The organism is Tepidibacter sp. (genome assembly GCF_025210165.1).
GTDB lineage: Bacteria > Bacillota > Clostridia > Peptostreptococcales > Peptostreptococcaceae > Tepidibacter_A.
This window is the reverse complement of the sequence record NZ_JAOASI010000084.1, coordinates 25796-50830: the sequence shown is the minus strand read 5'-3', so window position 1 is coordinate 50830 and position 25035 is coordinate 25796. Positions and strand designations below refer to the sequence as shown.

Here is a 25035-nt window from a genome sequence, read left to right as displayed (position 1 = left end):
CCTTAAACTGCTTGGATTTTTTCTATTTTTTCTATATGTGGTAAATACATATAAGTTATTTTCTTTAACTCTTCATTTCTTATAACTGTAGTTCTTCCACCTGCGTACTGATCATCTACCCATCTTTTAATAGGATATATCCTCTCATCAGTCTTAGATATTTTTTGACCTTCACTCAATCTAAAATAAGTATTAATCCAAGCTGCAATACCAGCTACTCCTGAATATTGATTAACAGATACTATTATAGGTCTACTTAGTATTTTCTCAGTATCAAAAGAGTTGTATATTTCTACATCCTTTAATATTCCATCAGCATGTATACCAGCCTTAGTTACATTAAATTCACTTCCTACAAATGGAGTTTGTGGATGAATAACATAATCCATCTCTCTTTGGAAACATTTACCAACTTCAGATAAAAGTTTAAGATTCATACTCTTAATATTTCCCTTTAACTGTCCGTAATTTATTAACATAGCTTCAATCGGGCAGTTGCCTGTTCTTTCTCCTATCCCAAATAGAGTAGTATTTACAGAAGATGCTCCATACATCCAAGCTGATACAGAGTTTGTTACAACAGAGTAAAAATCATTATGTCCGTGCCACTCTATAGACTTAGATGGGACATTGCATTCGTTTCTAAGACCATGTATAATTGCAGGTACACTTCTTGGAAGAGATGTTCCTGTATAAGAAATTCCAAGCCCTAATGTGTCACAAGCTCTTATTTTTATATCAACTCCGGATTCTTTTGATAAATCCATCAAAGACCTAACTAGAGGAACTACAAACCCATAAAAATCTGCTCTAGTTATATCCTCAAGGTGGCATCTTGGTACTATTTTATTTTCAATAGCCTCTCTTGCAATATCTAGGTACATATTAAGAGCTTTTTCTCTTGTTATTTTTAATTTTTTGAATATATGATAATCAGAACAAGACATAAGCATTCCTGTTTCTTTAATCTCCATTTCTTTAACTAATTTTAAATCTTCTTTCTTGGCTCTAATCCAAGAAGTTATCTGAGGAAAAGTATATCCTCTGTCCATACACTTTAAAACTGCTTTTCTATCCTTCTTTGAATAAAGAAAAAATTCAGATTGTCTAATAATTCCTGATTTATTGTCTATCTTATGTAAATAATCATATAGTCTAACTATTTGATCCACATTAAAAGAAGACATAGACTGCTGACCATCTCTAAAAGTTGTATCAGTAATCCATATATCATTCGGAAGTTCCATTGGAAGTAAAATATTATTAAACTCTACCTTAGGAATTTGAGAATATGGAAATACATTTTTAAAATAATTTGGATTAGACAAATTTACAATAGAACTTTTCATAACAATACAACCCCTTTCAAAAGCATTTTTATATTTTTGAAATTTATAAGTTGAGATATTTCATTTAGTTTATTACTACATTTATCTTTTCACCATGTGCTTTTTATTTCAATCTAACGATAAACGTTGTTTTTTCAACATATATAAGTTATTTTCCTTTTTCATCTGCAAAGTACTAGATAATGTATTTCATTTGAATTTTCGCTTGTTTATGATTTAACTTTTATCTCATATTTCATATTTTAACATGGTATTCCTATACTTACAAGCTAAAATTGCAATTTTATTATATATAAATTTCATTTTATGCAAAAAAAAGATGTAAACAAGACCTTTTTAAAGTCTTTTTACATCTTTTAATTAAATTAATTTCACTTGTAATCCCAAATCAATCATTCAAAATAAAACTTAGTGGCTTTATAAAAGCCCTTCACTAAAATACCTCTCTGCTCTATCCGGAAGAATAGTAACTATTTTTTTATCTGGATATTGCTTTGCTATATTCATAGATGCCCATACATTAGCTCCAGCCGATACTCCAACTAAGCATCCACATACCTTTGCTAATTGTCTGGAAGTTGAAATAGCATCTTCATTACTAACCTCTATGACTTTATCTATTAAAGATACATCTAATACGTCTGGTATGAATCCATCACCTATTCCCTGTATTTTATGAATCCCAGCACTATGCCCTTTAAGAGCGGATACTCCTTTTGGCTCAACTGCTATAATCATACAATTAGGATTTTTTTCTTTTAAATATTTCCCTATTCCTTGCAAAGTTCCTCCACTCCCAAGCCCTGATACAAATACATCTACATCTCCACTCATATCCTCAAATATTTCAACAGCAGTTGTATTGTAATGTATCAAGGGATTGTTAATATTACTAAATTGATTAGGAACAAATATGTTATCATTAGCCTGTATTTGTCTTTTGACCTCATTCAAGGCACCTTCTACACTTTCCTCTTTAGGCGTTAGTATAAGCTCTGCTCCAAATGATTTTATAATCCTTTTTCTCTCCTCACTCATATTCTCAGGCATAACAATCTTTACTTTATATCCCATTTGAACCCCAACTAATGATATACCTATACCTGTATTTCCAGATGTAGGCTCCATTATGGTCATCCCTTTTCTTAATATTCCATCTCTTTGAGCTTGTTCTATCATAAACTTTCCTATTCTATCCTTTATACTTCCTCCAGGATTTAAAAACTCAGCTTTAGCATATATATTAATTCCAGTTAATTTACTCAAATCTATGAGCGGTGTGTTTCCTATTGAATCAATAATATTATTTAACATCATATAAATCCCCCCAAATCTAATAACATTATATATATTTACTTAATTTAAGTTACACAAATCTAATTATATCTAGTTGCATTTTTTACCATTTTGATATTTCCTATTTTATCATTATCATTTTGATAACGCAAGAGTTATTTTATATTTTCTACAGAACAAAAAGGGCAACTAATAGCTAAAATCTAGCCATTAGTTGCCCTTTAAAATTTTATTCTTAATCACATAAATCATAAAATGCTTGTGATACTTTATTGAATTCATCGTCTTTTTCTATTTGTGATAATTCTGGTCCTTCATCAGTTTCTTTGTATTTATATATATATACATCTTCTGAGTTTTCAGGTAATAAAGATATGTACTCATTACCTTCTACTTCAAATATAGTCAATACCTTACATGCAATTTCTTCTTCATCATCTAGTGTTAAGTATATCATCTGAGCTTCTTCATGCTCGTGATGTCCACCGCATCCACACTCATGATTTTCTCCATGATTGTGTCCATGTCCACCACACCCACACTCGTGATTTTCTCCATGATCGTGTTCATGTCCACCGCATCCACAACTATGTTTTTTCTCATTACTCATATTAATTCACCCTCTATTCCATGTATTTTTTACTATTACAGTATCTCATATTTGATTATGATTATCAAGTGAAAAATTACTACATATATTTTTTCACTCTATCTAGCAAATATCTTCTAGTATTGAATTCTGGATATTCTAGTACTAATTCATTCAACTCATTTAATATTTTACCTATTTTTTTACCAGGTTTTATTCCAAGTTCAATTAAATCATTGCCATTGATAGTTAGATCATTTACAGATAACGGTTCTTTTTTGTTTATAATCTCTTTGATACTATCTTTAAGTTCTAAAATAGTATCTATATTATTAGGATTTGCACTAGATTTTCTATCAGCTATTTTTAAATCTATAAGATCAAATACATTGTCTATTTTTGACCTATTTATAAATTTTTTTATAGATTTTTTATTTTCAAGATTCGGCATGTTCATGTGTTCCTTAACAAGTATTGAAACTTCATCTATAGTTTTATTGTCAAATTTAAGTCTTCTTAATATATTTTTAGTAAGTTTTTCACCTTTTATATTATGTCCATAAAAATGACCTATACCTTTTTCATCTATACTAAAGCATTCCGGTTTTGCTATATCATGAAACAGGGCTGCCAGTCTAGTTTTTATATTACAAGGTGTATAGTCCAGAGCAGACATACAATGATTAAATACATCTTTATCATGGTAAGGGTTTTTTTGGTCAAGACCTACACATTTATCAAGCTCTGGGATAATATATTTTAACAAATCTAATTCCTTTAAAATATTAAATCCCAACGAAGGTTTGTCAGTGAGTAGTATTTTACATAATTCTTCTCTTATTCTCTCATAACTAATATTTAAAAGTAAATTCCCTTTATCAAACATAGCATACCTTGTAGCTTCATCTAATTTGAAATCTAATTTAGTTGCAAACCTTACTCCTCTTAATATCCTAAGTGCATCTTCTTCAAATCTATTCAAAGGATTTCCAACACACTTTACAATTTTTCTCTTTAGGTCTTGCTTTCCTAAAAATGGATCACACAAACCATATTCCCTATTGTATGCCATTGAATTAATAGTAAAATCCCGTCTTGATAAGTCTTTTTCTATTTCATCAGTGAATTCTACATTTTCAGGACGTCTATTATTTTTATATTCTCCATCTATTCTATAGGTTGTAATTTCATAGTTATTATTGTCTATAACTGCAGTTACAGTACCATGCTTAAGCCCTGTTGGAATAGTTTTTATATTATTTTCATGGAATATTTTAATAATTTTTTCAGGCAGGCAATTCGTGGTTATATCCCAGTCCTTAGGTACATGTTTTAAAAGAGTATCCCTTACACATCCGCCTACTATAAAACCCTCATAATTATTTTTATTTAATACATCTAATATCATCTCAACTTCTACTGGTATATCTATCTTCATAGTTCCTCCTTAATCTTTGAATTTTAATTCTTTAACCATAAGTTCTTGACCTATGATAGAGTTTTTAAAAATATTTTTAGCTACATCTAAAAACTCATATGGATTCTGAAGTGCTGGACTAAAATGAGTAAGCCACAATTCTTCAACTTCCCCTTCTTTAGAAAGATTAGCTGCTTCTGAAAACAGCATATGCTTTGTATCTTCTACTTTTTTAGCATAAGCATCATCTCCATACATCCCTTCACAAATAAATAAATCAGAACCTTTTATAAAATCTACGATTTCAGGAAGAGGTCTTGTATCAGTACAATAGCAAACTTTAATCCCTTTTCTTCTATCCGAAAGTACCATATCAGGAGTATATATAATTCCATTTACCTCTACTATCTCTTCTTTTTGAAGTCTATTCCAATATTTCATAGGTACATTTTGACTATTGGCCTTATCTTTATCAAATTTTCTTCTTCTCATAACTTCAACACTATACATCATACAATCAACACTATGTTTTACAGGTATTGAATTTATTACAAAATCCTTATGTGTGTATTCTTCTAATTTATCACAAGTCTCAATAAGTTTTATATCATATCCAAGTTCAGGAGTTATAACCAAAAGACCCTCTACTACCTTTTTTAATCCCTTAGGTCCAATTAATATAAGTTCCTCCTCTCTACCTGAATTTCCTATTGTACTTAAAAGACCAGGAAGACCCGCTATATGGTCTGCATGATAATGAGTAAAGCAAATTATATCTATATTTTTTAAACCCCATTTTAACTTTTTTAAAAGAATCTGAGTTCCTTCTCCACAATCTACAAGTACCATACTTCCATTGCAACTTAATATCATAGATGTAAGAAATCTATCATGAAACGGCATAACACCTCCAGGTGCTAATAAACAAACATTCAACATTTAATCACTTCCTTATATTTATATAATAACAAAAAATTTAATACTTTAATCTATATTACCCAAGAATTCAATTTTAAAATTTATATTTTTCGTAACATATGTTCTCTAATCGACTCAAAGCATGGTGTATAATATACATATAACAACATTATATTAGGCATATTCAAAAAATAAACTAGTCATCTTACTCGTCCTTTTGATTCTTTTCGTCGTTACTCAATCACTTACATACAGTGAGTATGCTCATGATTGAGTGCCTAGAAAATAATCAAAATTACTTCGTAACCTGACCTATTTATTTTTTTCATATACCTTAAAGGAGGATTTAAAATATGAAAAGACAAATAATCGAGATAAATCAAGAAAAATGTATAGGATGTGGATTATGTGCAAATGCATGTCACCAAGGGGCTATACAAATTATAGATGGTAAAGCAAAGTTAGTGAGTGATTCTTACTGCGATGGACTTGGAATGTGTTTACCTGCATGTCCAGTTGATGCAATAAAATTAACTCAAAAAGAAACTGTAGAATTTGACCAATCTAGAAAAGGATATGCAGTTAATAAGAAAAAAACATCTGGCGGATGTCCTGGATCTATAAGTAAAGTATTAAAGAATAATTCAGGATGTGGATGTAGTGGATCATCTCCTAAAGAAATAAATTCAACTGAGTCACAATTAAATCAATGGCCTGTACAATTAAAGCTTGTAAGTCCATTAGCTGACTTTTGGGATAATGCAGATATATTAATAGCGGCAGATTGTTGTGCATATTCTTACTCAAACTTTCACACTGATTTTATGAAAAATAAAATAACTGTTATAGGGTGTCCAAAGCTTGATGACAATCAATATTATATAGACAAGCTTACAGAAATATTTAGTACAAAAAATATAAAAAGTATAACAGTTACAAGAATGTCAGTTCCTTGCTGTTCAGGATTAGTTCGTGCCGTTAAAGAAGCTATTTCAAATTCTAATACAAAAGCTTTATACAATGAGTTTATAATATCAACAGATGGGAATATAATAAGCTAAAAAATAGTTGTAAGTATAGCTTTTCAATAAGTTATCCACAAAACAAAAATGATATAATTCCTTAAGCATAAAAAGGTACTGGCAATTCGCCAGTACCTTTTCTATATTTCAACTAATTCATTCATATTTATATTTTCTTCAGTATTTTCTCTTAGAGTCATACTCTTCCATTCCTTTATTAAAAATATCAATGTAATTAGTGAAGATAAAAAATCAGATATAGGGTATGCTATCCAAACTCCATTAAGTCCATATAACTTAGGTAATAATATAAGCATTGGTATTAATATAAGTACTTGTCTTGAGAGACTAAGCGCAATAGAAATCTTAGCTTTACCAATTGCTTGAAAAAAGTTTGATGTTACTATTTGAAATCCTATAATAGGAATCATGAATAAAAACATTTGAAGTCCTTTAGTGCCTATTCTAAGTATATTTTCATCATCACTAAATATAGATATCATAAAACCTGGTAAAAATTCTACAAATACAAATCCTGTTATACAAAGTACAGATGCTGCACTTATTGCAAGAATCAAACATTTCTTAACCCTATCTATTTTCATAGCTCCATAATTATATCCTAGTATAGGCTGTGCACCTTGAGTTATTCCAAATACTGGCATTAAGAAGATCATTGTAATGCTTATAAGTATACTCATAGCACCTATAGCATAATCTCCACCATTTAATTTTAGAGTGTTATTTGAAAGTACATTCACAACACTAGATGCAAGTTGTATTACAAAAGGCGACATTCCTATTGCAAATATTCCCTTAACAGTATTAATATCTAATTTCATATTTTTAACTTTTAGCTTCATAGAAGATTTATTACTAATTATAAAGTATCTAAGTACCCATATAGTATTAAAGCTCTGTCCTATAATCGTAGCTATAGCTGCTCCTTTTATACCCATATTCATCTTCATTATAAATATATAATCGAGAATTATATTAGTTATAGCTCCTATTAAATTCGTCATCATAGCAGTCTTTGGACTTCCATCAGATCGAATAGACCCATTAAGTCCAAATCCAACTGCATTAAAAATAGCTCCTGCAAGTATTATAAATATATAGTCTTTAGCATAATTAAAAGTTACATTACTTGCTCCGAATAATCTTAACAAAGGATCTAAAAAAACAATACCAGCAACCGTTACTAAAATAGAAATAATGCTCAAAAGTATAAATGTATTTCCAAGTATCTTCTCAGCTTCATCATGTTTTCCTTCTCCAAGTCTTATAGATATTAAAGCCGATCCTCCTATACCAGCAAGCATTCCAAATGCCATCATTATCGTACTAAATGGTAAAGTTAAACCAACTGCTGATATAGCAATAGCCCCTACTCCTTTTCCTATAAAAATCCTATCTACAATATTGTATAATATGTTAATCAACATACCTATAATTGCTGGAAATGAAAATTCCATGAGTAGTTTGGCTACGTTTTGAGTTCCAAGCCTTTTTTGTTTTTCCATAAATCCACCTCCATTTAGTCACACTAACATTTTTTCATAATAGGTATTATATATAAAGACTATACTCATTATTATACGAGTATAGCCTTAAATATTCTACACTATATATTTAATACAGATTGTAATGATAAAGATACACTAATTACTCCCCCATTTTTGTATGGAATATGTAAAAATTTGTACATTTCATTATCATGACATCTTTTTCTAATAGGCGTTGCTTTATATCCTTCCTTTAATTTTGAAGCCTTATACGATATAGGATCTATTTCAAAAGAATTAAGTCCTATTCCATCTTTATCAGAACACTGCTTTATTATTCCTAGAGAATCTACTATATATATATCATCTATATTAAGTTCGTTGGCGAACTTTCTTAAATCTAATTTCTCAGATTTATCAATATATCTCTTTATATCAAGGGCTTTATTATACATATATATATCCATCGTATTTTGAGCAAAGCTTTGTTGAAGATTATTTGCATAATCTTTTAAGAAATTTATATTTTGAACTATTTCTCCAAATGAACTATTCATTTCTTCTACAATAGCATTAAACTGCTGACATTCAGATGCACCACTCTCAGATATACCCTGAATAGTTTCAACAGACTCTATAACTTTTCCAGTATACGAACCTATTGCTCTCATATTTTTATTAATTGTACTTATTTGATCCTTTGTTTTTATTGTACTATTAGATATTTGATTAAACGACTGCTCAGCTTTTTGTGCTACAATTACACCTTCATCTACTTTATTTATTCCATAGGACATTTCCTGTGTTAATTCAGACATTTTATGTTTTATTTCTTCGATAACTTCACTTATTTTGTCAGAAGCATTCTTTGATTGATTTGATAGTTTTCCAATTTCAGTGGCTACAACTGCAAAACCCTTTCCATGTTCTCCAGCTCTTGCTGCTTCTATAGATGAATTTAGAGCAAGTAAATTTGTATGCTCAGTAATTCCCTTTATTATATCAGAAAACTTTTCTATCTCACAAAAGCTTTCTATAAAATTATTTAAATTATTGTTATACTCAATCATAATATCTCTTAAACTATCTATAGACTGTTTTGTTTTCATAATATTTTCATTTCCTTTTTCTGTAAGTTTCACAGATTCATCCGTTTGCTGCCCTATATTTTTGAGTTCACATCTTATTCTATCTATATTGCTTCCAACGCCCTCTATATTGCTAAAAATGCTATTTATAGATTCCATTTGTTTTAAAGATCCTGATGCAATCTCTTCACTTGTTCTTGCTATCTGTTCGGTTGATTCTTCCATATTATCTACCATATTTGCAACTTTATCAGATTCAAGTGCAAGTTTTACTGATGAGTTGAGTGCTAATTTAGAAGTTTCTTTAGTGTTATAAAAATTTTTCTGAAGAGCCGATATGATTTTCTCATTAGAATCATCTAATTTATAATCATACCGACCTTCATTTATAATATCCATCATATTTTCAATTTTGTCTATTTTAAATTTATAGGTTATTTTGAATATCGAATATGAATATAATAGAGTAACTATAATATTTACTGTAACTGCAAATAAAAAATTATCTTTATTTAAAATTGTTGCATTAATTAATAAAATAAAAATTAAATAAATTAGGGAAATAATAATTGTCATTAGTTTTTTTCTCATTTTAGTCCTCCTTTATCTACTTTACATTTTCTAAACAATTATATCAATTTTTTTTATTATTTACAAACCTATTTATTTAAATTTTGTATTAATACTAATCTATCATCCAAAAAAGCGTAGCTATTTGAATAGCCACGCTTTTGGTTACCCTTGCATAAACATCTTTATATCATCTTCTACATTAGTAATTCCACCTATTCCAAAGTTATCAACTAAAACCTTAGCAACATTTTCAGATAAAAATGCAGGTAATGTTGGTCCTAAGTGGATATTTTTAACACCCAAGTGTAGCAGTGATAATAAAACTATTACAGCCTTTTGCTCATACCAAGCGATATTATAGGATATAGGTAATTCATTTACATCATCAAGCCCAAATACTTCTTTAAGTTTTAAAGCAATTACTACTAACGAATATGAATCATTACATTGTCCTGCATCTAAAACTCTTGGTATTCCTCCTATATCACCTAAATCAAGCTTGTTATATTTATACTTTGCACATCCAGCAGTTAATATAACAGTATCATTTGGTATAGCTTTTGCAAAATCTGTATAATAATTTCTTGATTTTGCTCTACCATCACAACCAGCCATTACAAAGAATCTCTTTATAGCACCAGTTTTAACAGCATCTACAACCTTATCCGCAAGAGCTAATACTTGATTATGAGCAAACCCACCTACTATTTCTCCCGTTTCTATTTCTGTTGGACATTTACAATCTTTAGCCATTTCTATTATATCACTAAAATCTTTATATCCATTTTCATCAGCATCTATATGACTACATCCAGGTACACCTGAAGCTCCTGTTGTAAATAATCTATCCTTATATGAATCCTTTGGAGGAACTACACAGTTTGTAGTCATTAATATAGGTCCGTTAAATTTTTCAAACTCATCTATTTGTTTCCACCATGCATTTCCATAGTTTCCTGCAAAATGAGAATACTTTTTAAATTCTGGATAATACTGTCCTGCAAGCATCTCACTATGAGTATATACCTCTACTCCAGTACCCTCTGTCTGCTTTAACAATAACTCTAAGTCTTTTAAATCATGTCCTGATATTAATATACCCGGTTTATTTCTAACTCCAATATCAACCTTAGTTATCTCTGGGTGTCCATATGTTTTAGTATTAGCTTTGTCTAATAAAGCCATTGCATCAACACCGTATTTTCCAGCTTCCATAGCAAGTGCAACTAAATCATCAGCAGTTAAACTATCATCAAGTGTTGCTGCTAAAGCTTTAGCCATAAAACCATGAACCTCTTCATTATTATATCCCAAGTTCATAGCATGCTTCATATAAGCTGACAAACCTTTTAATCCATAAATAATAAGTTCTCTCAAACTTCTTATATCTTCATTTTCTGTAGATAACACACCAACAGTTTCTGCCTTTTTGTCAAATTCTTCTTCTGTAACTGCAGACCAATCAGTTGCATCACCAGTTATTTTTTTACCAACTTGTTCAACCTTAACCTTTAATTCTTCTCTTAATCTTAAAGTTTCTTTAACTCTATCTAAAATAGCATTTCTATCAAAGTTAGCATTAGTTATTGTAGTAAATAAGTTTTCAGTTATATACTTATCTGCCTTAGGATCAATAACTCCTACCTTTCTTCCCTCGTTACTTACTACCGCAAGTCCTTTACTTACATAAACTAACACATCTTGTGATTTTGCTACTGATTCATTCTTACCACATACACCTCTTACTGAACATCCTTTACATCCTGCTGCCTCTTGACATTGATAACAAAACATACCCATAGTTAACTCCTCCTCATTTATATTATCTTTATAAGTAATTTTCTTATTTTGTATTGCTATGAGTAAAGTTTACCATATTGATACGCTTGATTCGGTAACACAAGTTACACAACTGGAATTTTTATCTTTTTTAAAAGGACTTAACGAGTCATATTCAACTCATTAAGTCCTTTCACTTTATAATTATTTAATTTCAAACACTTTATCTAATCTTGTTAATTCAAAAATCTTCATAACCTTTGGATTTATTGAATTAAGCGTTAGAGTTCCATTTAACTCAGTACACTTTTTATATACTCCTACCAATACTCCCAGACCTGTACTATCAATAAATGTACAACTGTTAAAGTTAAGTATAAAGTTCTTATTGCCTTCATTTATTAAATTATTCATGTTTTGTCTAAATTCTGCTGCCTCATCTACTGCGAAATTTTCAGGTATTGATATTTTTAACTCATTCATTTATATTCACCTCAAATTTTAAATTTCTCTACTAGACTATTTAAGCTAACCGCCATAGCGCTAGTCTCTTCTGAACTAGCAGCTAAATTTTGAATTATATATGATTGCTCTTGGGTTGCGGATGCAACTCGTTGACTATTTTCTGATGTAGTTTCGGTGGTAGTTGCTACAGAATCAATAAGCTTTATTATTTGATCTGAACTTGCCACTTCATCATTTGTAACATCTACAACTTGATCAACATCATTAGTTATTTGCTCTACAGCTTCTATAATATTTATAAATGACTTATCTGTTTCCTTTGCTACTACAACTCCATTTTCCACTACTTGTTTAGCTGCATTCATTGAACTAACTGCTTTTTCTATTTGTACTACCATTTCATTTACTAATGATGATATTTCATTTGATTCAACATTTGTTTGTTCTGCAAGCTTACGAACCTCATCTGCTACTACACTAAACCCTTTTCCATGTTCTCCAGCTCTTGCTGCTTCTATAGAAGCATTTAACGCTAATAAATTTGTTTGACTTGAGATGTTGTTAATAGTATTAATAATTCCACTAACCTGTTTAGAGAGATTATCTAGAACTCTAAGTATATCTTGTGTCTCATTTGATACTTTACTTATGTTTTCAATAGCTTCAACTGTTTCTTCAACTTTTATTCTTCCTTGTTTGGCAGTATTCATAGTATTATCAGAATTTTTCTTAGCTGTAACGACTTTATTTTTTGCTATTTGAATTAAACTTGAGAGCTGAACTAAAACCTCAGAGGTTTCAATTATTGACTTATTTTGTACTTCTGAATTACATGCAACACCTTTTATATTTTCTGTTATATTTTCTGTTGATGCACTTATTTCCTCTGCTGATGCAGCTAACTCTTCTGATGATGCTGTTAGCTCCTCTGATCCAAGTCTAACATGTTTTATTATATCTGATTGATGATCAATCATATCATTGAAATATTCACCTAATACCTGTATTTCATCATTTGTATTAATATTTGATTTAACTGTTAAATCTCCTTCTCCTGCCTTAATCATTAATTCTTCTAAATTTTTAATAGGGCTTATAATATTCTTAGTTGTAATAAAATAAGCTAAAATCATAACAATAACCAGAGACAATATAATTGTTATTATTGTAATTTTTCTAATAGCTATAGCTGGAGCCATATATTCATTATACTCAGCACTTATAGCTAATGTCCAATTATTAACAGGAATAAATCTTATAAACTTATATACTCCTTCATATGTATAATATCCTTCACCAGGTTCACCTGATTTCATTTTTTCTACTATAGCTTTTAAATCCTTATTGTCTGTATTACTCAAATTCTCAGTCAATATTTTTTCTTTTTTAGGATGATATATAACCATTCCATTTTTGTTAACCATATATGCATATCCATTTTTACCTATACTTATTTCAGATATACTATTTGAAATATTTTCAAAATTAATACTTCCAACTATAGCACCTACTATTTCATTATTCATTGTTAACGGATAAGCAATAGCGATTACAGGTTTATTACTAACCCTAGATATTATAACATCACTTTGAGAAAAAGATCCATTTAATGCATTTTGAATATATTCTCTATCACTTAAATCAATATCATATATTTCACTAGAACTACTTACAACACCTTTACCAGTTGCATCTATTACTGATATTCTTTCTATGTTATTATTTTCCTCTTGTAGTTTTGATAAGTATGTATATACTTCATGATTATTTTCATTATATCCAGCTGCTTGATTTATTATATCTTTGTTATAACTTAAAACTTGGATGTACTTGCTTGCAGAATCTATACTTAATTCTATAATTTCTCCTGTTTGTTTAGTAATCTCTCTTAATTCTTCTTCAGTTATATTTTGCATTGAACGTGAAGTCATATAGCTAGAAGTAAACCCTAAAATAAGAAGCGGAATTAATATAAATATGAAAAACATAGAAATTAATTTGGTTTTTAGACTTGTTTTCATTATTACCCTCCATTCACTAATTATTATCATTTTTTTAAGCAAATTATATTATTTTATTAATTTTTAACTCTATAAGAAATTATAATGTTTTTGTTTGACGAATTTTCTATCCAACATTTAAATATTTTTGTATAACTAATTTATTCCCTTTAAATTCAATTTTATCAGCAATGCATTTTATAATGAATAAACCTCTTCCACAATTATTTAATAGTTTTTCATCTGATAACTCATTTGGAATACTTAAGCAGTTAAATCCTTTACCACAATCCTCTATTTCAAATTCTATACTATTGTTATTGTAAATATACCTTAAATAAATAGGTTTTTTACTATTACCATTATTTCCATGCTTAAAAGCATTCGTTAGTGCTTCTGTGAGTATTAATTTAATATCAAAACAATCATTTGTAATATTTAAATCAGCAATAATATCATCAATAACCTGTTTATATTCATTTATTCCATATAATATAACTTCATTTTTTTTTGTTCTCACACTAAATCTCACCTCAATCTATTTTATTTTTATTCTAGGTAATAAACGATGTTCCTAATTTGGTTAATCGTTCTATTTTTATCAAAATACTATAACTCATATAATACCATATTTCCTCAATATTGTTAATATTTCGATCAGATAAACTATATAGATTAACTATATTTATTTAATTTTAATTCCAATCAGAGTACAATCATCCACTATAAGTCTATTTTTAGATTGAATAAATTTCAAATTATTATTTAAAAATTTTATCAAATCATAGTTGTTAATTATTTCACTTAAATCTTTCTTTATTTTTTCATCCTCTACTATAAAATCTAAACCATCTGTGAAAAAGTAAAATTTATCACCTGATTTGAAATTAATTACCTCTTGGTCAAATTTGCTATCTTCAAACATTCCTAGAAATGCCCCTTTAACTATTTTTTCTTTATAGTAACGTTTATCTGAGGAATAAATAAATTGACTAATTCCTGCACCAGCTATATTTGCTATATTATTTTTAAAATCCAAACTAAAACAACAAGCCGCAATATAAGTTTGTCCAAGAAATTTATCTACTTTTTTATTTAAATAACTTAATATATCAATAGGTTTTTGATTATGCAATATAGCTTCTTGAAATAAAACATTAAAAGCATATGTACTAAGTCCTGCACTAACACCCTTTCCACTAACATCACATATTACCCCTATTACAAAATCATCATCTACAACTTCTATATTATAAAAATCTCCACTAACAGTTTTTGCTGGAGCATATAATGTATCCATATGCGCTTTATCATAAAGAGGAAATTCTTTTTTCAATTGCCCCATTTGCATTCTTGCAGCTTTATCAACACCTGTTTCTTTTAATATTCTTCTCATATTCAGTACTTCTTGTGCCATTACCCCTATTTCACCTTTATTTTTAATCGATTTTCTTAAAGAAATATCATCATCAAAATTAAATTCAGATGTATTTTTAATCAACTCTGCTATTGCTAGTATAGGTCTTGATATTGTTTTTCCTATATATAAGGCAATTAGCATAACCATACAAATTGATAATAACATTACTATACTATTTAAAATCATTTGTATTTTTATAGATGAGTAAATTTCACTCATTGGTACTACAAAAGTTAATATCCAATCATTTTTCAAATGCGAATAAGCTAGTATCTTTCCTTCTGAATTCAATTTATATTCTAAAATCCCCGATTCTTTTTTTTCTATTTCTTGTAATAAGAATTTGATTTTTTTATTATATTCAGATTTTGAACCATCATTAATATTAATCTTAGGATGAATTAAAAAATCTCGGTTTTTATTGATTAAAAAAGCATATCCACTGTTATATACATTTATATTTTTTATAGTATTCTTAATATCCTCTACATTAATATCTATCCCTAAAACTCCTATCAACGTATCATCTTTAAAAATTGCTTTTGTATACGAAATCACATCAGTACCTAACTCAGGTTCTTCAGAAGGTTCAATCCATATGCCTTTTTTCTTTTTTATAGGTTCATAGTACCAATTCATTTTTTCATTTTCAGGATAAAACCATTCTATATATGGATCATTTATATCTGAATCTGAATCTAATTTTTCTAATACTCCATTTTTTTTCTTATCAGAATACCAAATTTCGTATACATTTCCTGTAATTTCTGGATTGAAAGTAAAATAAACCGATTCTATACTACTATATATATTTATGCCTTTATCTGTATTTATATCTTTTGCAATTTTGTTTAGTATAGAATTCATATTTTGTTTATATTCTTCAATGTGATTATAATTCTTATTAAATTTATCTTTATCAAAACTTTCACTAATAAATGGACTCATCACATTTATAGAATTTTCAATCAATCTAAGATCACTATCAAATATATTTGTATAATTTTTTGAAAATATTTTCAATTTTTCAAAAACTTGTTCATTACTAAAATTATAATTAATACATATGCTTATACTACTTATCAATAATGCAGTAATTAAAGAGCATGAAATCATGGCAAATGTTATCTTTACTCTTATTTTACTTCTAAACTCTATTTTTCTCATAAAAATCACCTTTTCTTTATACTTTTTATTTCTTTCTCAATTTCACTTATTCTCGTTTCAATTTTTTTGATTTTTCTAGGTGATTTAAAGATAAAGTTAAAAATTAATAATAAAATACCAAATAAGAATATTGTATTTATAATTTGAAAAATAAAGTCAAAATCAAAACTTACAAATGATTTATACATTTTTTGTCCCCCTGTATAATAAATTTATTTTAATAGATTAAATACTTTTCTCTTTCCACCTTAAATTTATTTAAATCCTCTTGGTAAGAATCCACTATCTGCTCAGGAGTATATCCCATTTCAAGCATCTTCCCGTATTTTGAAGTTCCCATTATTTTTTCAAACATAATTATGTTCTTACCACTCTTTGGAACCTTAAAATTGGTTAAATCATGTGCATAAGTTAAAGCATATGTCCCAACTCTGCAAGGATTAAATTTATGATAATCAGTTATATTAAGTCTTACTCCACCCTTATCTCCTTTATTCTCTGCTATAAATTCTACTCCTTCAAGACTTGAATTATTTAGAAGTTGAGCAAACTTATTACTGTCTATCCCTTTTCCACCTATCCAAGTGAACTTATCTCCTTGACCTATCCCCGTTCCTTCTCCAATACCAGTTGCCATATATCCAAAAGCTGACTTTATAGTCGGTATATTAGGAGATGTCATACGCCACGGCAAATTAGTGTCCTGATATATCATATCTCTATTATAATTTAACATAGGTATAACAGTTAAATTAGCACCTATATTTCTATTAAAATACTTAGCTAACTCTCCTGCAGTCATTCCATGAGACATAGGTAGATTGTCAACTCCAACAAACGTCTTATACCTGTCCTCAAGAACAAATCCTTCAACCTTATTAGCTCCTATAGGATTAGGTCTATCAAGAACTACTATCTGTTTATTATACTTTTGAGCTGCTATCATACAGTAATTTAAAGTTGAAATGTATGTATATGTTCTAGATCCTATATCTTGTATATCAAATATCAAAACGTCTATGCTCTTAAGCATGTCCTCACTAGGCATTCTAGTTTTTCCGTACAGACTATACACAGGTATATTCATATTAGAATCTGTATACGATTCTACATATTTACCTGCAGGAGTCAACCCATCTAGACCATGCTCTGGAGTATAAATTGCTACCAAATTAGTATTTTCGTAGTTATATAGTTTTTCAAAAGTATTTTGTCCTAAACTATCAACTCCAGTTTGATTAGTTATAACACCTATATTCTTTGAATCTATTAACTGGTTGTATTCACTTATTAACCTCTCATTTCCCAAAACAACCTTATTGTCTCTTGGTTGCTCTATAGGATTTGAAAAAGCCATAGATATTGAAATTAAGAAAACAAAAAAAGTTTTCATAATATCTCCCCCCAAATTGATATTCATTTAAATTTAATTTTTCATAGTCTTCATTACAAATACCTTTATTGCTAAATCAAAACCTCCAGCAATAATTATACTAACTAATGCCCACGCAAATACTCCAGCAGTATTTAGGTTCGCTTTTTCAATTTGAAAACTCGTTCCAATAGAAACACTTGGTTGACTTAAAACCTCAGCAGCTATTATTACCTTTAGATTTAATCCTATAGTAGCTGATGCAACGGATATTATAGAAGATCTAATAGACGGTATATATATATCTTTCATGACTGTCATTTTACTTAGTTTATAAACTTTAGCCATTTCTATAAGCTTTATATCAACACTTTTAATTCCTTGTATAACTGTAGCATATATAATCGGAAATATAATTAAAATTCCAACCAATATAGGTGCCTTCTCTGACTTTAACCATATTATAGCAAGAAGTATTATTGCCATAGTTGGAATTGACTTTTGAATAACTATTAAAGGTTTTAGTAAATAATATACAGGTTTAAAAAATCCAGATAAAAGACCTAGAATCAATGCTGATATAAATGATATTAAAAATCCAATCATTACCCTAACTAAAGTAGAAAGTACTATTATAATAAAATTTTGAGATCTAATTATTTTTATAAATTCCATAACAGTACTTTTAGGCGTGGGAATCATAATTGAATTATCTACCCATATAGAAAGAAATTTCCATAGCACTATAATGAACACTATGGAAATCACGGTATACAATCTATTTTGTGAAATAGAAATCTTCATCTACAAGTTTACCTCCGACAAGCTTAGAATTGTATTCAAACAGCACATTTAAATACTTATCTATAGACTCTTTTGCATCCTTAGCACTTACATACTCTATATTACATCTTTTAATTGACTTTTCTACTATCATTTTAGTCAGTCCCATATTTAATTCTTCATAGTACTCTCCAGCTTCACTAGGATTTTGGTTAACCCAATTCACAGATTTTTTATACTCACCTAAAAAGCTTTTAACAGCATCCGGATGATTATTTATTAATTCTTCACTAACTATTAAAGATGCTTGAGGATAACTTGAATTTAATTTAGTAGCTTTTTCCCAATCCTTTTGTAAATCTATTAAAACCCTACTATCACTTCTTTTTGTTAAAGCCTTGGTAAGCATTGGTTCAGGCATTAATGATAAATCACTTTTGCCTGAGATAAAATTTGTAGCAAGCTCAGAAGCTCCTCCAAAATAATTTAATTTTACATCTTTATCTGGATCTATATTATTTTGAATAAGTAAATACCTAAATATAGCATCTGGAGTTAATCCTCTTCCTATCATATCTATTTCTTTTCCCTTAAGATCATCCCAGTTAGATACTTTTTCATTTCCTACTAAATAAAAAGTTCCCCATACAGTAGATGTAGCTATCTTATAACCAGAGTTCTTATTATATAAATTTGCTGCTAGATTAGTAGGTACTATGAATATATCTGCTTCCTTAGATAATATCTTAGAAGTCAAAAGATCAGTTGACTTTACACTCTCATAAGATACACTTATATTATCACCTATATGTGGATTTTCTTTAAACATTTTAATCATACTAAGGGTTGGTGTTCCAGCAGGTGTAACAACCTTAATATTCGAAGGTGTACTCTCTTCTTTTTTTGCCTCTTCATTACTATTTGTACAGCCTACAGTTAATACTAATACCATGATTAAACTAAGCATCAAACTTATAATTTTTTTCATTACTATTCCTCCTTGTCATTTGATAATAAATCTATTATTTGATTTCTTAAGTATGTAAAATGTTTATCAGTCAAGCTTCTTTTGCTCTGATGAATATCAATATTAAAAATTTTTGAAACATTAATAGGTCTATTTGATAAAACTATTATCCTGTTTCCCAATAAAAGTGCTTCATCTATATTATGAGTAACAAATACTATCGAACTCTTGGACTTGTCCCATAATTTTATTAAATAATCTATCATGTTAACTTTAAGATTATAATCTAGTGATTTAAAAGGTTCATCCATTAAAAGTATCTTACTGTTAAAATAAAATGCTCTAGCTATTGAGCATCTCTGCCTCATACCTCCACTCAGATTATTTGGATATGAATCTTCAAATCCTTTAAGACCAACTTCATATATTAAGTCGATTATTTTCTTATGATTTTTTTCTTTACCTACAATAGCTATATTTTCATAAACAGTTTTAAAAGGTAGTAATCTATCCTCTTGAAAAACATATCCTACAAGGTCCAAATCACCTGTAATTTTTCCTTTATCAGGCTTAATTAACCCCGAAATAATATTTAAAAGTGTTGATTTACCGCATCCTGACGGACCTACTATACAAATAATTTCCTCTTTATTTATATCTAAATTTAAATTATTTAAAACATCTAAATCATCAAACCGTTTGTATATACCTTTTAATTTACAGATCATTAGTATCTCCCTTTATTTTCCTAACAATTATTCTTAATTTCTAACACAGATTCTATAATATCAAATACAATATCAAAGTCTATAAACTCTACTACTGTTTTTACACTCACTACAAAACCATGAACTATTAATTCTACACACTCTTCCATATTTTCATCCCCTTACATTATTCAACTTAAATTATATAATATTTTGTATTTATTATCAATTTTATGTTATTAACAGTAGCAACTAGATTTAACATTTTTAAATATAAAAATTTAATATTTTTGTACCCATTTTTCTGTTATAACAGTTATAATATATAATAGATAAAAAAATATATACAAAGGATGAAATAATTATGAAAAAAACATTAATAGCAAAAATAATTAAAATAATAGTTTTAATCTCAATGTCTTCTTTTATTATGATTGAAGGACTTATTATAATTAACGGACAAGAAGATAAACAATATGATGTTGATTATTTAGTAGTTTTAGGATCAGGTCTTTGGGGAGATGCTTTATCTCCTACACTTTTAGGTCGTATGAATAAAGCTTTAGAGTTTATTGACAATAATCCTGATACCAAAATAGTTGTTTGTGGAGGTCAAGGTATAGGGGAAAATCTTCCTGAAGCTGAAGCTATGAGCGACTACTTAGTTTTAAATGGAGTAAATAAAAATAAAATTATACAAGAAGATAAATCTACAAGTACACTAGAAAATTTAAAGTTTGCAAAAAAAATTCTTTCAGATTTAGATGGAAAAAACAATCACATAATCATGATTGTTACAAATGAATTTCATTTATTTAGGTCTAAGTTTATAGCTAAAAGATTAGGATTTACTCCTTATGGTCTTCCCTCAAAAACTATAAATACCATAGCTCCTAAATATTTTATCCGAGAATATTTTGCAGTTGTGAAATCATTTGCTTTTGATAGATAAAAATACCCTATAAATTAGACTTTTTATTCTCTAATCTATAGGGTATTTTTTATAACGAATAGGAATTATATTCATCTTCAAATTGTGTATAAATATAATTTTCGTTACGAGTCCCAAAAAAATCTACATTGGAAATCTTCAAAAAGAAGACTTTTTTATTTATAAATTAAACTTCTTAACTACTTCATCTAATGTATTAGCCACATTTTTTAAGTCATTAGCACTACTTGATATATTATTTATTATACTACTTTGTTCTTCCATAGAACATAGTACCATTTCAGTAGATGCACTTGATTGTTCAGTTATAGCCGATATTCCTTCTATTGAAACTATAACTTCATCTTTGTCTTTATTTACAAGATTTATATTTTCAACCAAGCTTTCTATATTCTTCGCCATATTCTCAATAGTTACATCTATGCTTTTAAATGATTTTTCAGATTCTTCCATAGATATAATAGCTTCTTTATTTATGTCTTCTTCAATATCAATATTTACTTTAACTTCATTTACTTGGTTTTGAATTTCTTCTATCATATCACTTATTTTCTTTGTAGATAATCCTGTTTGCTCTGCTAATTTTCTTATCTGATCTGCTACAACTGCAAATCCTCTTCCAGCCTCCCCAGCTCTAGCAGATTCTATCGCTGCATTTAAAGCTAGAAGATTTGTTTGCTCTGCTATTTCTTCAATAGTACTTACTATCTGTCCAATAGAATTAGATTTAGCTGCAAGAATATCTACATTTTGAGCGACCTCTTCATTCGTCTTTGTAATTTCTTTGAACTTATCTACTAATATTCTCATATTCTTTAGTCCTTCAACATTTGCCTTCTTTGACTTATCTGTATCTTCTTTAACTTTTTTAGAATCATTTACTGAAGTATTAATTTCATTTGCAAGTTTTTGTAGGTTTGCTACACTCATTTGTGCTTCCTCAGCCTGATCGCGTGATCCAGAAGCTAATTCTTCCATAGATGTATTAACACCTTCTATTGCATCTACTATTTCATTTGTAGAATTTGATATTCCATAGGAGCGATCTAAAACCTCACTTGAATTTTCTTTTAACATACCTACAATTACCCTAAGTTCTTTTCTTAAATCAACTACAGCTCTAGCTATAATACCCGTCTCATCCTTGTATTTAAATACTTTTTCAAAGCTTTTATCATAAACTAAATCTAGATTGGATGTTTTATTGACAAGCTCTGTTACTACTAAAATAGGATTAGTTATTTTCTTAGCAAAGTATAGAGCTAGAGCAATACCTAATAGCAGTACCATTATTGATAGTATTATAGTGGATTTAATACTTTTGTCAATTTGATCTTTTAGTAAATTATTTTTTTGTAATATAAATTCATCTATATCATCCGTATAGTTTCCTGTTCCAATTACCCATTCAAATGGTTTAAATGATCTACTATAAGCACGTTTTGGAGAAGCTTTTTCTTCTCCTTTTTTTGGAAAGAAATAATCTGTATAGCCTCCACCTTCTTTTAATCCATTAGATATAACTTCTTTTGCTATATACTTTCCAGTTGTATCTTGAATATTCATTCTATTGCTTCCTTCTATTTTTTCAATTCCAAGTAAAACAACATTTATACCTTCATATGTATCTATCCAAAAGTATCCTTCTTCTCCATATCTGAGATCTCTAACTATGTCAGCACCTTGCTTTTTAGCTTCTTCTAATGTAAGTTCTCCTCTTTCATATTTACCATATATACTATCTAACATAGAGATAACACTATCAACCTGTCCTTTAATCAAAGTATCATAATCTTCCTTAGCTGATCTTTCAATTAATTTCATTGTATTATCATTTGCTTTTTTCATTGAATATATATTACTTCCGCCTATAAATAATGTTGTAAGTATAGATATAAAAATTGTCAGTAATACTATTTTATTGCTTATTTTTTTCATAACTAATTCCCCCTTTTGGATAGTCCTAGCTAAGATATAGGATATTTTGTAAATATATATACATATTATTATATATTTTATCATAAATATCTATATTTTGGTATAAAACGCTAAAATTTTATCACTTTACAAATCGTCACTTTAATCTATATTACAAATAATTCGTCTACTCGCTAACTATCCCTACAGGCTCCGTTGCTCAAGAATAGTTGCGAATGGTATAATTTCCTTAAGCATATTTTTGATTAGATATTTATTGTTCACACTTACTAACCTTTCTAATCCTACCCTTAATAGGTCTACCCTGAAGAGCATTATAAATCATTTCACCTTTTCCATTCAATATTTCAACAAAAGTAGAAACATCTATTATATTTATAATCCCTATATCAGCAGCAGTCATTCCATCTATATTACAAAGAGTTCCAACTATATCAACTGGACGCATCTTCGTTTTCTTACCTGCATTTATATGAAGCTTCATTATTCCTTCACTTACCTTTTCACTTTTTAAAGGTCCTATATTCAATTTTGTATTAATTTTTGTATTAAAATCATCTCTACGTTCATCAACAGTAAGCTTATCTGGATGTTGTTTAGCTTCTATTTCCTTATCTATATACTTTTGTATAATATCTATAAATTTTATATCATTTTCTGTTACAAAAGTAATAGATTTGCCAGATTTACTTGCACGAGCAGTTCTTCCTATTCTATGAACATAATCTTCCTTATCTTCAGGTGTATCATAATTTATAACATGAGTTATACCTTCTATATCAATACCTCTAGCTGCAACATCTGTACATATTAAGTGTCTGAATTTACCTTTTCTGAAATCATTCATAACTAAGCTTCTATCTTGCTGCTCCATTCCACCATGAATCTTACTGCAAGATTTTATCCAAGGATATAGATTGTCACAAAGCTCATCAACCATTTTTTTAGTATTGCAAAATATCATACATCTATCTGGATTTTCAACAACTAAAATATCCTTTAAAAATTCAAATTTATCATTTTCTTCTACAGAGTATCTTTCCTGAGTTATTTTATCAACAGTTAAATTCTGAGCCTCAATTTCTATCTGCTCGTAATTCTTCATATATGATTTACAAAGATTCTTTATATCTTTAGGTATAGTTGCAGAAAGTAACATAGTTATTCTATTTTTAGGAAGATTTTGTATTATAGCTTCAATTTGTTCTATAAATCCCATGTTTAACATTTCATCTGCTTCATCTATAACTAAATATTTAATCATAGATAAATCTATAGTTTTTCTTTCTATATGATCGATAAGTCTTCCTGGAGTCCCTACTACTATATGTGTCTTTTGCTTAAGTTCCTTTTGTTGTCTTCTAAATGAGAACTGTCCATATACTTCAGATACTTTAAGTCTTTTAAATCTTCCTATATTAAAAAATTCTTCTCGTACTTGAATTGCAAGCTCTCTTGTTGGAGTAATAACTAAAGCCTGTGCCTTATTCTCATCCCAATCAACCTTATCACATATAGGTATTGCAAATGATGCTGTTTTTCCACTTCCTGTTTGAGATTTAACTACAATATCTCGTCCTTTAAGCGCTAGTGGAATTACTTTTTGTTGAACTGGTGTAGGTGATGTATAGTTTAATCTATCTATAGCTTTTAATACTTCCTTACTTAAGTTGTAATTTTTAAACTTTAATATCATTATATAATCACTCTTTTCTTGTGTATTTT

Annotated in this window: 22 protein-coding genes; 2 read left to right on the top strand and 20 right to left on the bottom strand. The window is 28.6% G+C overall.

Annotated features, from left to right (window positions below; genetic code table 11):
* Positions 1–2: 2 nt before the first annotated feature.
* The 5 genes from N4A48_RS14745 to N4A48_RS14725 all read right to left on the bottom strand — a co-directional run bounded on the left by N4A48_RS14745 (position 3) and on the right by N4A48_RS14725 (position 5590).
* On the bottom strand, positions 3–1349 hold the full coding sequence (locus N4A48_RS14745; RefSeq protein ID WP_293667184.1) for a 2-isopropylmalate synthase: 1347 nt from the start codon (positions 1347–1349) through the stop codon (positions 3–5).
* A 417-nt stretch (positions 1350–1766) separates the two neighbouring features.
* Entirely contained in the window at positions 1767–2666 is a 900-nt protein-coding gene (gene cysK, locus N4A48_RS14740; RefSeq protein WP_293667183.1) for a cysteine synthase A, read from the bottom strand.
* A gap of 214 nt (positions 2667–2880) precedes the next feature.
* On the bottom strand, positions 2881–3255 hold the full coding sequence (locus N4A48_RS14735; RefSeq protein WP_293667181.1) for a DUF1292 domain-containing protein: 375 nt from the start codon (positions 3253–3255) through the stop codon (positions 2881–2883).
* 79 nt (positions 3256–3334) lie between these two features.
* The gene (locus N4A48_RS14730; RefSeq protein ID WP_293667180.1) at positions 3335–4672 is read right to left on the bottom strand and encodes a CCA tRNA nucleotidyltransferase; all 1338 of its coding nucleotides are present in this window, start codon (positions 4670–4672) and stop codon (positions 3335–3337) included.
* 9 nt (positions 4673–4681) lie between these two features.
* A complete protein-coding gene (locus N4A48_RS14725; RefSeq protein WP_293667179.1) occupies positions 4682–5590 on the bottom strand; it encodes a ribonuclease Z in 909 nt (302 codons plus the stop codon).
* A gap of 332 nt (positions 5591–5922) precedes the next feature.
* Here N4A48_RS14725 and N4A48_RS14720 point away from each other — a divergent pair, with 332 nt between their 5' ends.
* Positions 5923–6630 carry an ATP-binding protein gene (locus N4A48_RS14720; protein WP_293667178.1) on the top strand — a complete coding sequence of 236 codons (708 nt, stop codon included), beginning with the start codon at positions 5923–5925 and terminating at the stop codon, positions 6628–6630.
* 101 nt (positions 6631–6731) lie between these two features.
* On the opposite strand, the gene N4A48_RS14715 is transcribed toward N4A48_RS14720, so the two are convergent.
* From N4A48_RS14715 to N4A48_RS14655, 13 genes are all read right to left on the bottom strand, one after another.
* Positions 6732–8117 carry an MATE family efflux transporter gene (locus tag N4A48_RS14715; RefSeq protein WP_293667177.1) on the bottom strand — a complete coding sequence of 462 codons (1386 nt, stop codon included), beginning with the start codon at positions 8115–8117 and terminating at the stop codon, positions 6732–6734.
* 101 nt (positions 8118–8218) lie between these two features.
* Positions 8219–9778, bottom strand: coding sequence for a methyl-accepting chemotaxis protein (locus tag N4A48_RS14710; protein ID WP_293667176.1), 1560 nt, complete (start codon positions 9776–9778; stop codon positions 8219–8221).
* Positions 9779–9922: 144 nt separating this feature from the next.
* Positions 9923–11560, bottom strand: a complete 1638-nt coding sequence (gene hcp, locus N4A48_RS14705) for a hydroxylamine reductase (RefSeq protein ID WP_293667175.1) — start codon at positions 11558–11560, stop codon at positions 9923–9925.
* A 183-nt stretch (positions 11561–11743) separates the two neighbouring features.
* Entirely contained in the window at positions 11744–12022 is a 279-nt protein-coding gene (locus tag N4A48_RS14700; protein WP_293667174.1) for an STAS domain-containing protein, read from the bottom strand.
* An 11-nt stretch (positions 12023–12033) separates the two neighbouring features.
* Positions 12034–14025, bottom strand: coding sequence for a methyl-accepting chemotaxis protein (locus N4A48_RS14695; RefSeq protein ID WP_293667173.1), 1992 nt, complete (start codon positions 14023–14025; stop codon positions 12034–12036).
* Positions 14026–14131: 106 nt separating this feature from the next.
* Complete coding sequence (locus N4A48_RS14690; RefSeq protein ID WP_293667172.1) at positions 14132–14524, bottom strand: ATP-binding protein; 393 nt, start codon at positions 14522–14524, stop codon at positions 14132–14134.
* Between the two features lie 165 nt (positions 14525–14689).
* Positions 14690–16591, bottom strand: a complete 1902-nt coding sequence (locus N4A48_RS14685) for a SpoIIE family protein phosphatase (protein WP_293667171.1) — start codon at positions 16589–16591, stop codon at positions 14690–14692.
* A gap of 5 nt (positions 16592–16596) precedes the next feature.
* Complete coding sequence (locus N4A48_RS14680) at positions 16597–16779, bottom strand: hypothetical protein (protein WP_293667170.1); 183 nt, start codon at positions 16777–16779, stop codon at positions 16597–16599.
* A gap of 29 nt (positions 16780–16808) precedes the next feature.
* The gene (locus tag N4A48_RS14675) at positions 16809–17984 is read right to left on the bottom strand and encodes a DUF1343 domain-containing protein (protein ID WP_293667169.1); all 1176 of its coding nucleotides are present in this window, start codon (positions 17982–17984) and stop codon (positions 16809–16811) included.
* A 33-nt stretch (positions 17985–18017) separates the two neighbouring features.
* On the bottom strand, positions 18018–18665 hold the full coding sequence (locus N4A48_RS14670) for an ABC transporter permease (RefSeq protein WP_293667168.1): 648 nt from the start codon (positions 18663–18665) through the stop codon (positions 18018–18020).
* 76 nt (positions 18666–18741) lie between these two features.
* The gene (locus tag N4A48_RS14665) at positions 18742–19734 is read right to left on the bottom strand and encodes an ABC transporter substrate-binding protein (protein ID WP_293667167.1); all 993 of its coding nucleotides are present in this window, start codon (positions 19732–19734) and stop codon (positions 18742–18744) included.
* A gap of 2 nt (positions 19735–19736) precedes the next feature.
* Complete coding sequence (locus N4A48_RS14660; protein ID WP_293667166.1) at positions 19737–20441, bottom strand: ABC transporter ATP-binding protein; 705 nt, start codon at positions 20439–20441, stop codon at positions 19737–19739.
* A 20-nt stretch (positions 20442–20461) separates the two neighbouring features.
* Positions 20462–20590 (bottom strand): hypothetical protein, encoded by a 129-nt coding sequence (locus N4A48_RS14655; protein WP_293667165.1) that lies wholly within the window; start codon positions 20588–20590, stop codon positions 20462–20464.
* A gap of 194 nt (positions 20591–20784) precedes the next feature.
* Here N4A48_RS14655 and N4A48_RS14650 point away from each other — a divergent pair, with 194 nt between their 5' ends.
* Positions 20785–21372 (top strand): YdcF family protein, encoded by a 588-nt coding sequence (locus N4A48_RS14650; RefSeq protein WP_293667164.1) that lies wholly within the window; start codon positions 20785–20787, stop codon positions 21370–21372.
* Between the two features lie 159 nt (positions 21373–21531).
* On the opposite strand, the gene N4A48_RS14645 is transcribed toward N4A48_RS14650, so the two are convergent.
* Positions 21532–23310, bottom strand: a complete 1779-nt coding sequence (locus N4A48_RS14645; protein WP_293667163.1) for a methyl-accepting chemotaxis protein — start codon at positions 23308–23310, stop codon at positions 21532–21534.
* A 253-nt stretch (positions 23311–23563) separates the two neighbouring features.
* Positions 23564–25006 carry a DEAD/DEAH box helicase gene (locus N4A48_RS14640; protein WP_293667162.1) on the bottom strand — a complete coding sequence of 481 codons (1443 nt, stop codon included), beginning with the start codon at positions 25004–25006 and terminating at the stop codon, positions 23564–23566.
* Positions 25007–25035 lie beyond the last annotated feature (29 nt).

Coding starts and splice junctions, on each gene's coding strand:
- N4A48_RS14645 (WP_293667163.1), bottom strand. CDS start 23,310: ATGAAAAAAATAAGCAATAAAATAGTATTACTGACAATTTTTATATCT.
- hcp (WP_293667175.1), bottom strand. CDS start 11,560: ATGGGTATGTTTTGTTATCAATGTCAAGAGGCAGCAGGATGTAAAGGA.
- N4A48_RS14710 (WP_293667176.1), bottom strand. CDS start 9,778: ATGAGAAAAAAACTAATGACAATTATTATTTCCCTAATTTATTTAATT.
- N4A48_RS14680 (WP_293667170.1), bottom strand. CDS start 16,779: ATGTATAAATCATTTGTAAGTTTTGATTTTGACTTTATTTTTCAAATT.
- N4A48_RS14700 (WP_293667174.1), bottom strand. CDS start 12,022: ATGAATGAGTTAAAAATATCAATACCTGAAAATTTCGCAGTAGATGAG.
- N4A48_RS14655 (WP_293667165.1), bottom strand. CDS start 20,590: ATGGAAGAGTGTGTAGAATTAATAGTTCATGGTTTTGTAGTGAGTGTA.
- N4A48_RS14720 (WP_293667178.1), top strand. CDS start 5,923: ATGAAAAGACAAATAATCGAGATAAATCAAGAAAAATGTATAGGATGT.
- N4A48_RS14670 (WP_293667168.1), bottom strand. CDS start 18,665: ATGATTCCCACGCCTAAAAGTACTGTTATGGAATTTATAAAAATAATT.
- cysK (WP_293667183.1), bottom strand. CDS start 2,666: ATGATGTTAAATAATATTATTGATTCAATAGGAAACACACCGCTCATA.
- N4A48_RS14725 (WP_293667179.1), bottom strand. CDS start 5,590: ATGTTGAATGTTTGTTTATTAGCACCTGGAGGTGTTATGCCGTTTCAT.
- N4A48_RS14650 (WP_293667164.1), top strand. CDS start 20,785: ATGAAAAAAACATTAATAGCAAAAATAATTAAAATAATAGTTTTAATC.
- N4A48_RS14695 (WP_293667173.1), bottom strand. CDS start 14,025: ATGAAAACAAGTCTAAAAACCAAATTAATTTCTATGTTTTTCATATTT.
- N4A48_RS14660 (WP_293667166.1), bottom strand. CDS start 20,441: ATGATCTGTAAATTAAAAGGTATATACAAACGGTTTGATGATTTAGAT.
- N4A48_RS14675 (WP_293667169.1), bottom strand. CDS start 17,984: ATGAAAACTTTTTTTGTTTTCTTAATTTCAATATCTATGGCTTTTTCA.
- N4A48_RS14665 (WP_293667167.1), bottom strand. CDS start 19,734: ATGAAAAAAATTATAAGTTTGATGCTTAGTTTAATCATGGTATTAGTA.
- N4A48_RS14735 (WP_293667181.1), bottom strand. CDS start 3,255: ATGAGTAATGAGAAAAAACATAGTTGTGGATGCGGTGGACATGAACAC.
- N4A48_RS14730 (WP_293667180.1), bottom strand. CDS start 4,672: ATGAAGATAGATATACCAGTAGAAGTTGAGATGATATTAGATGTATTA.
- N4A48_RS14685 (WP_293667171.1), bottom strand. CDS start 16,591: ATGAGAAAAATAGAGTTTAGAAGTAAAATAAGAGTAAAGATAACATTT.
- N4A48_RS14715 (WP_293667177.1), bottom strand. CDS start 8,117: ATGGAAAAACAAAAAAGGCTTGGAACTCAAAACGTAGCCAAACTACTC.
- N4A48_RS14640 (WP_293667162.1), bottom strand. CDS start 25,006: ATGATATTAAAGTTTAAAAATTACAACTTAAGTAAGGAAGTATTAAAA.
- N4A48_RS14745 (WP_293667184.1), bottom strand. CDS start 1,349: ATGAAAAGTTCTATTGTAAATTTGTCTAATCCAAATTATTTTAAAAAT.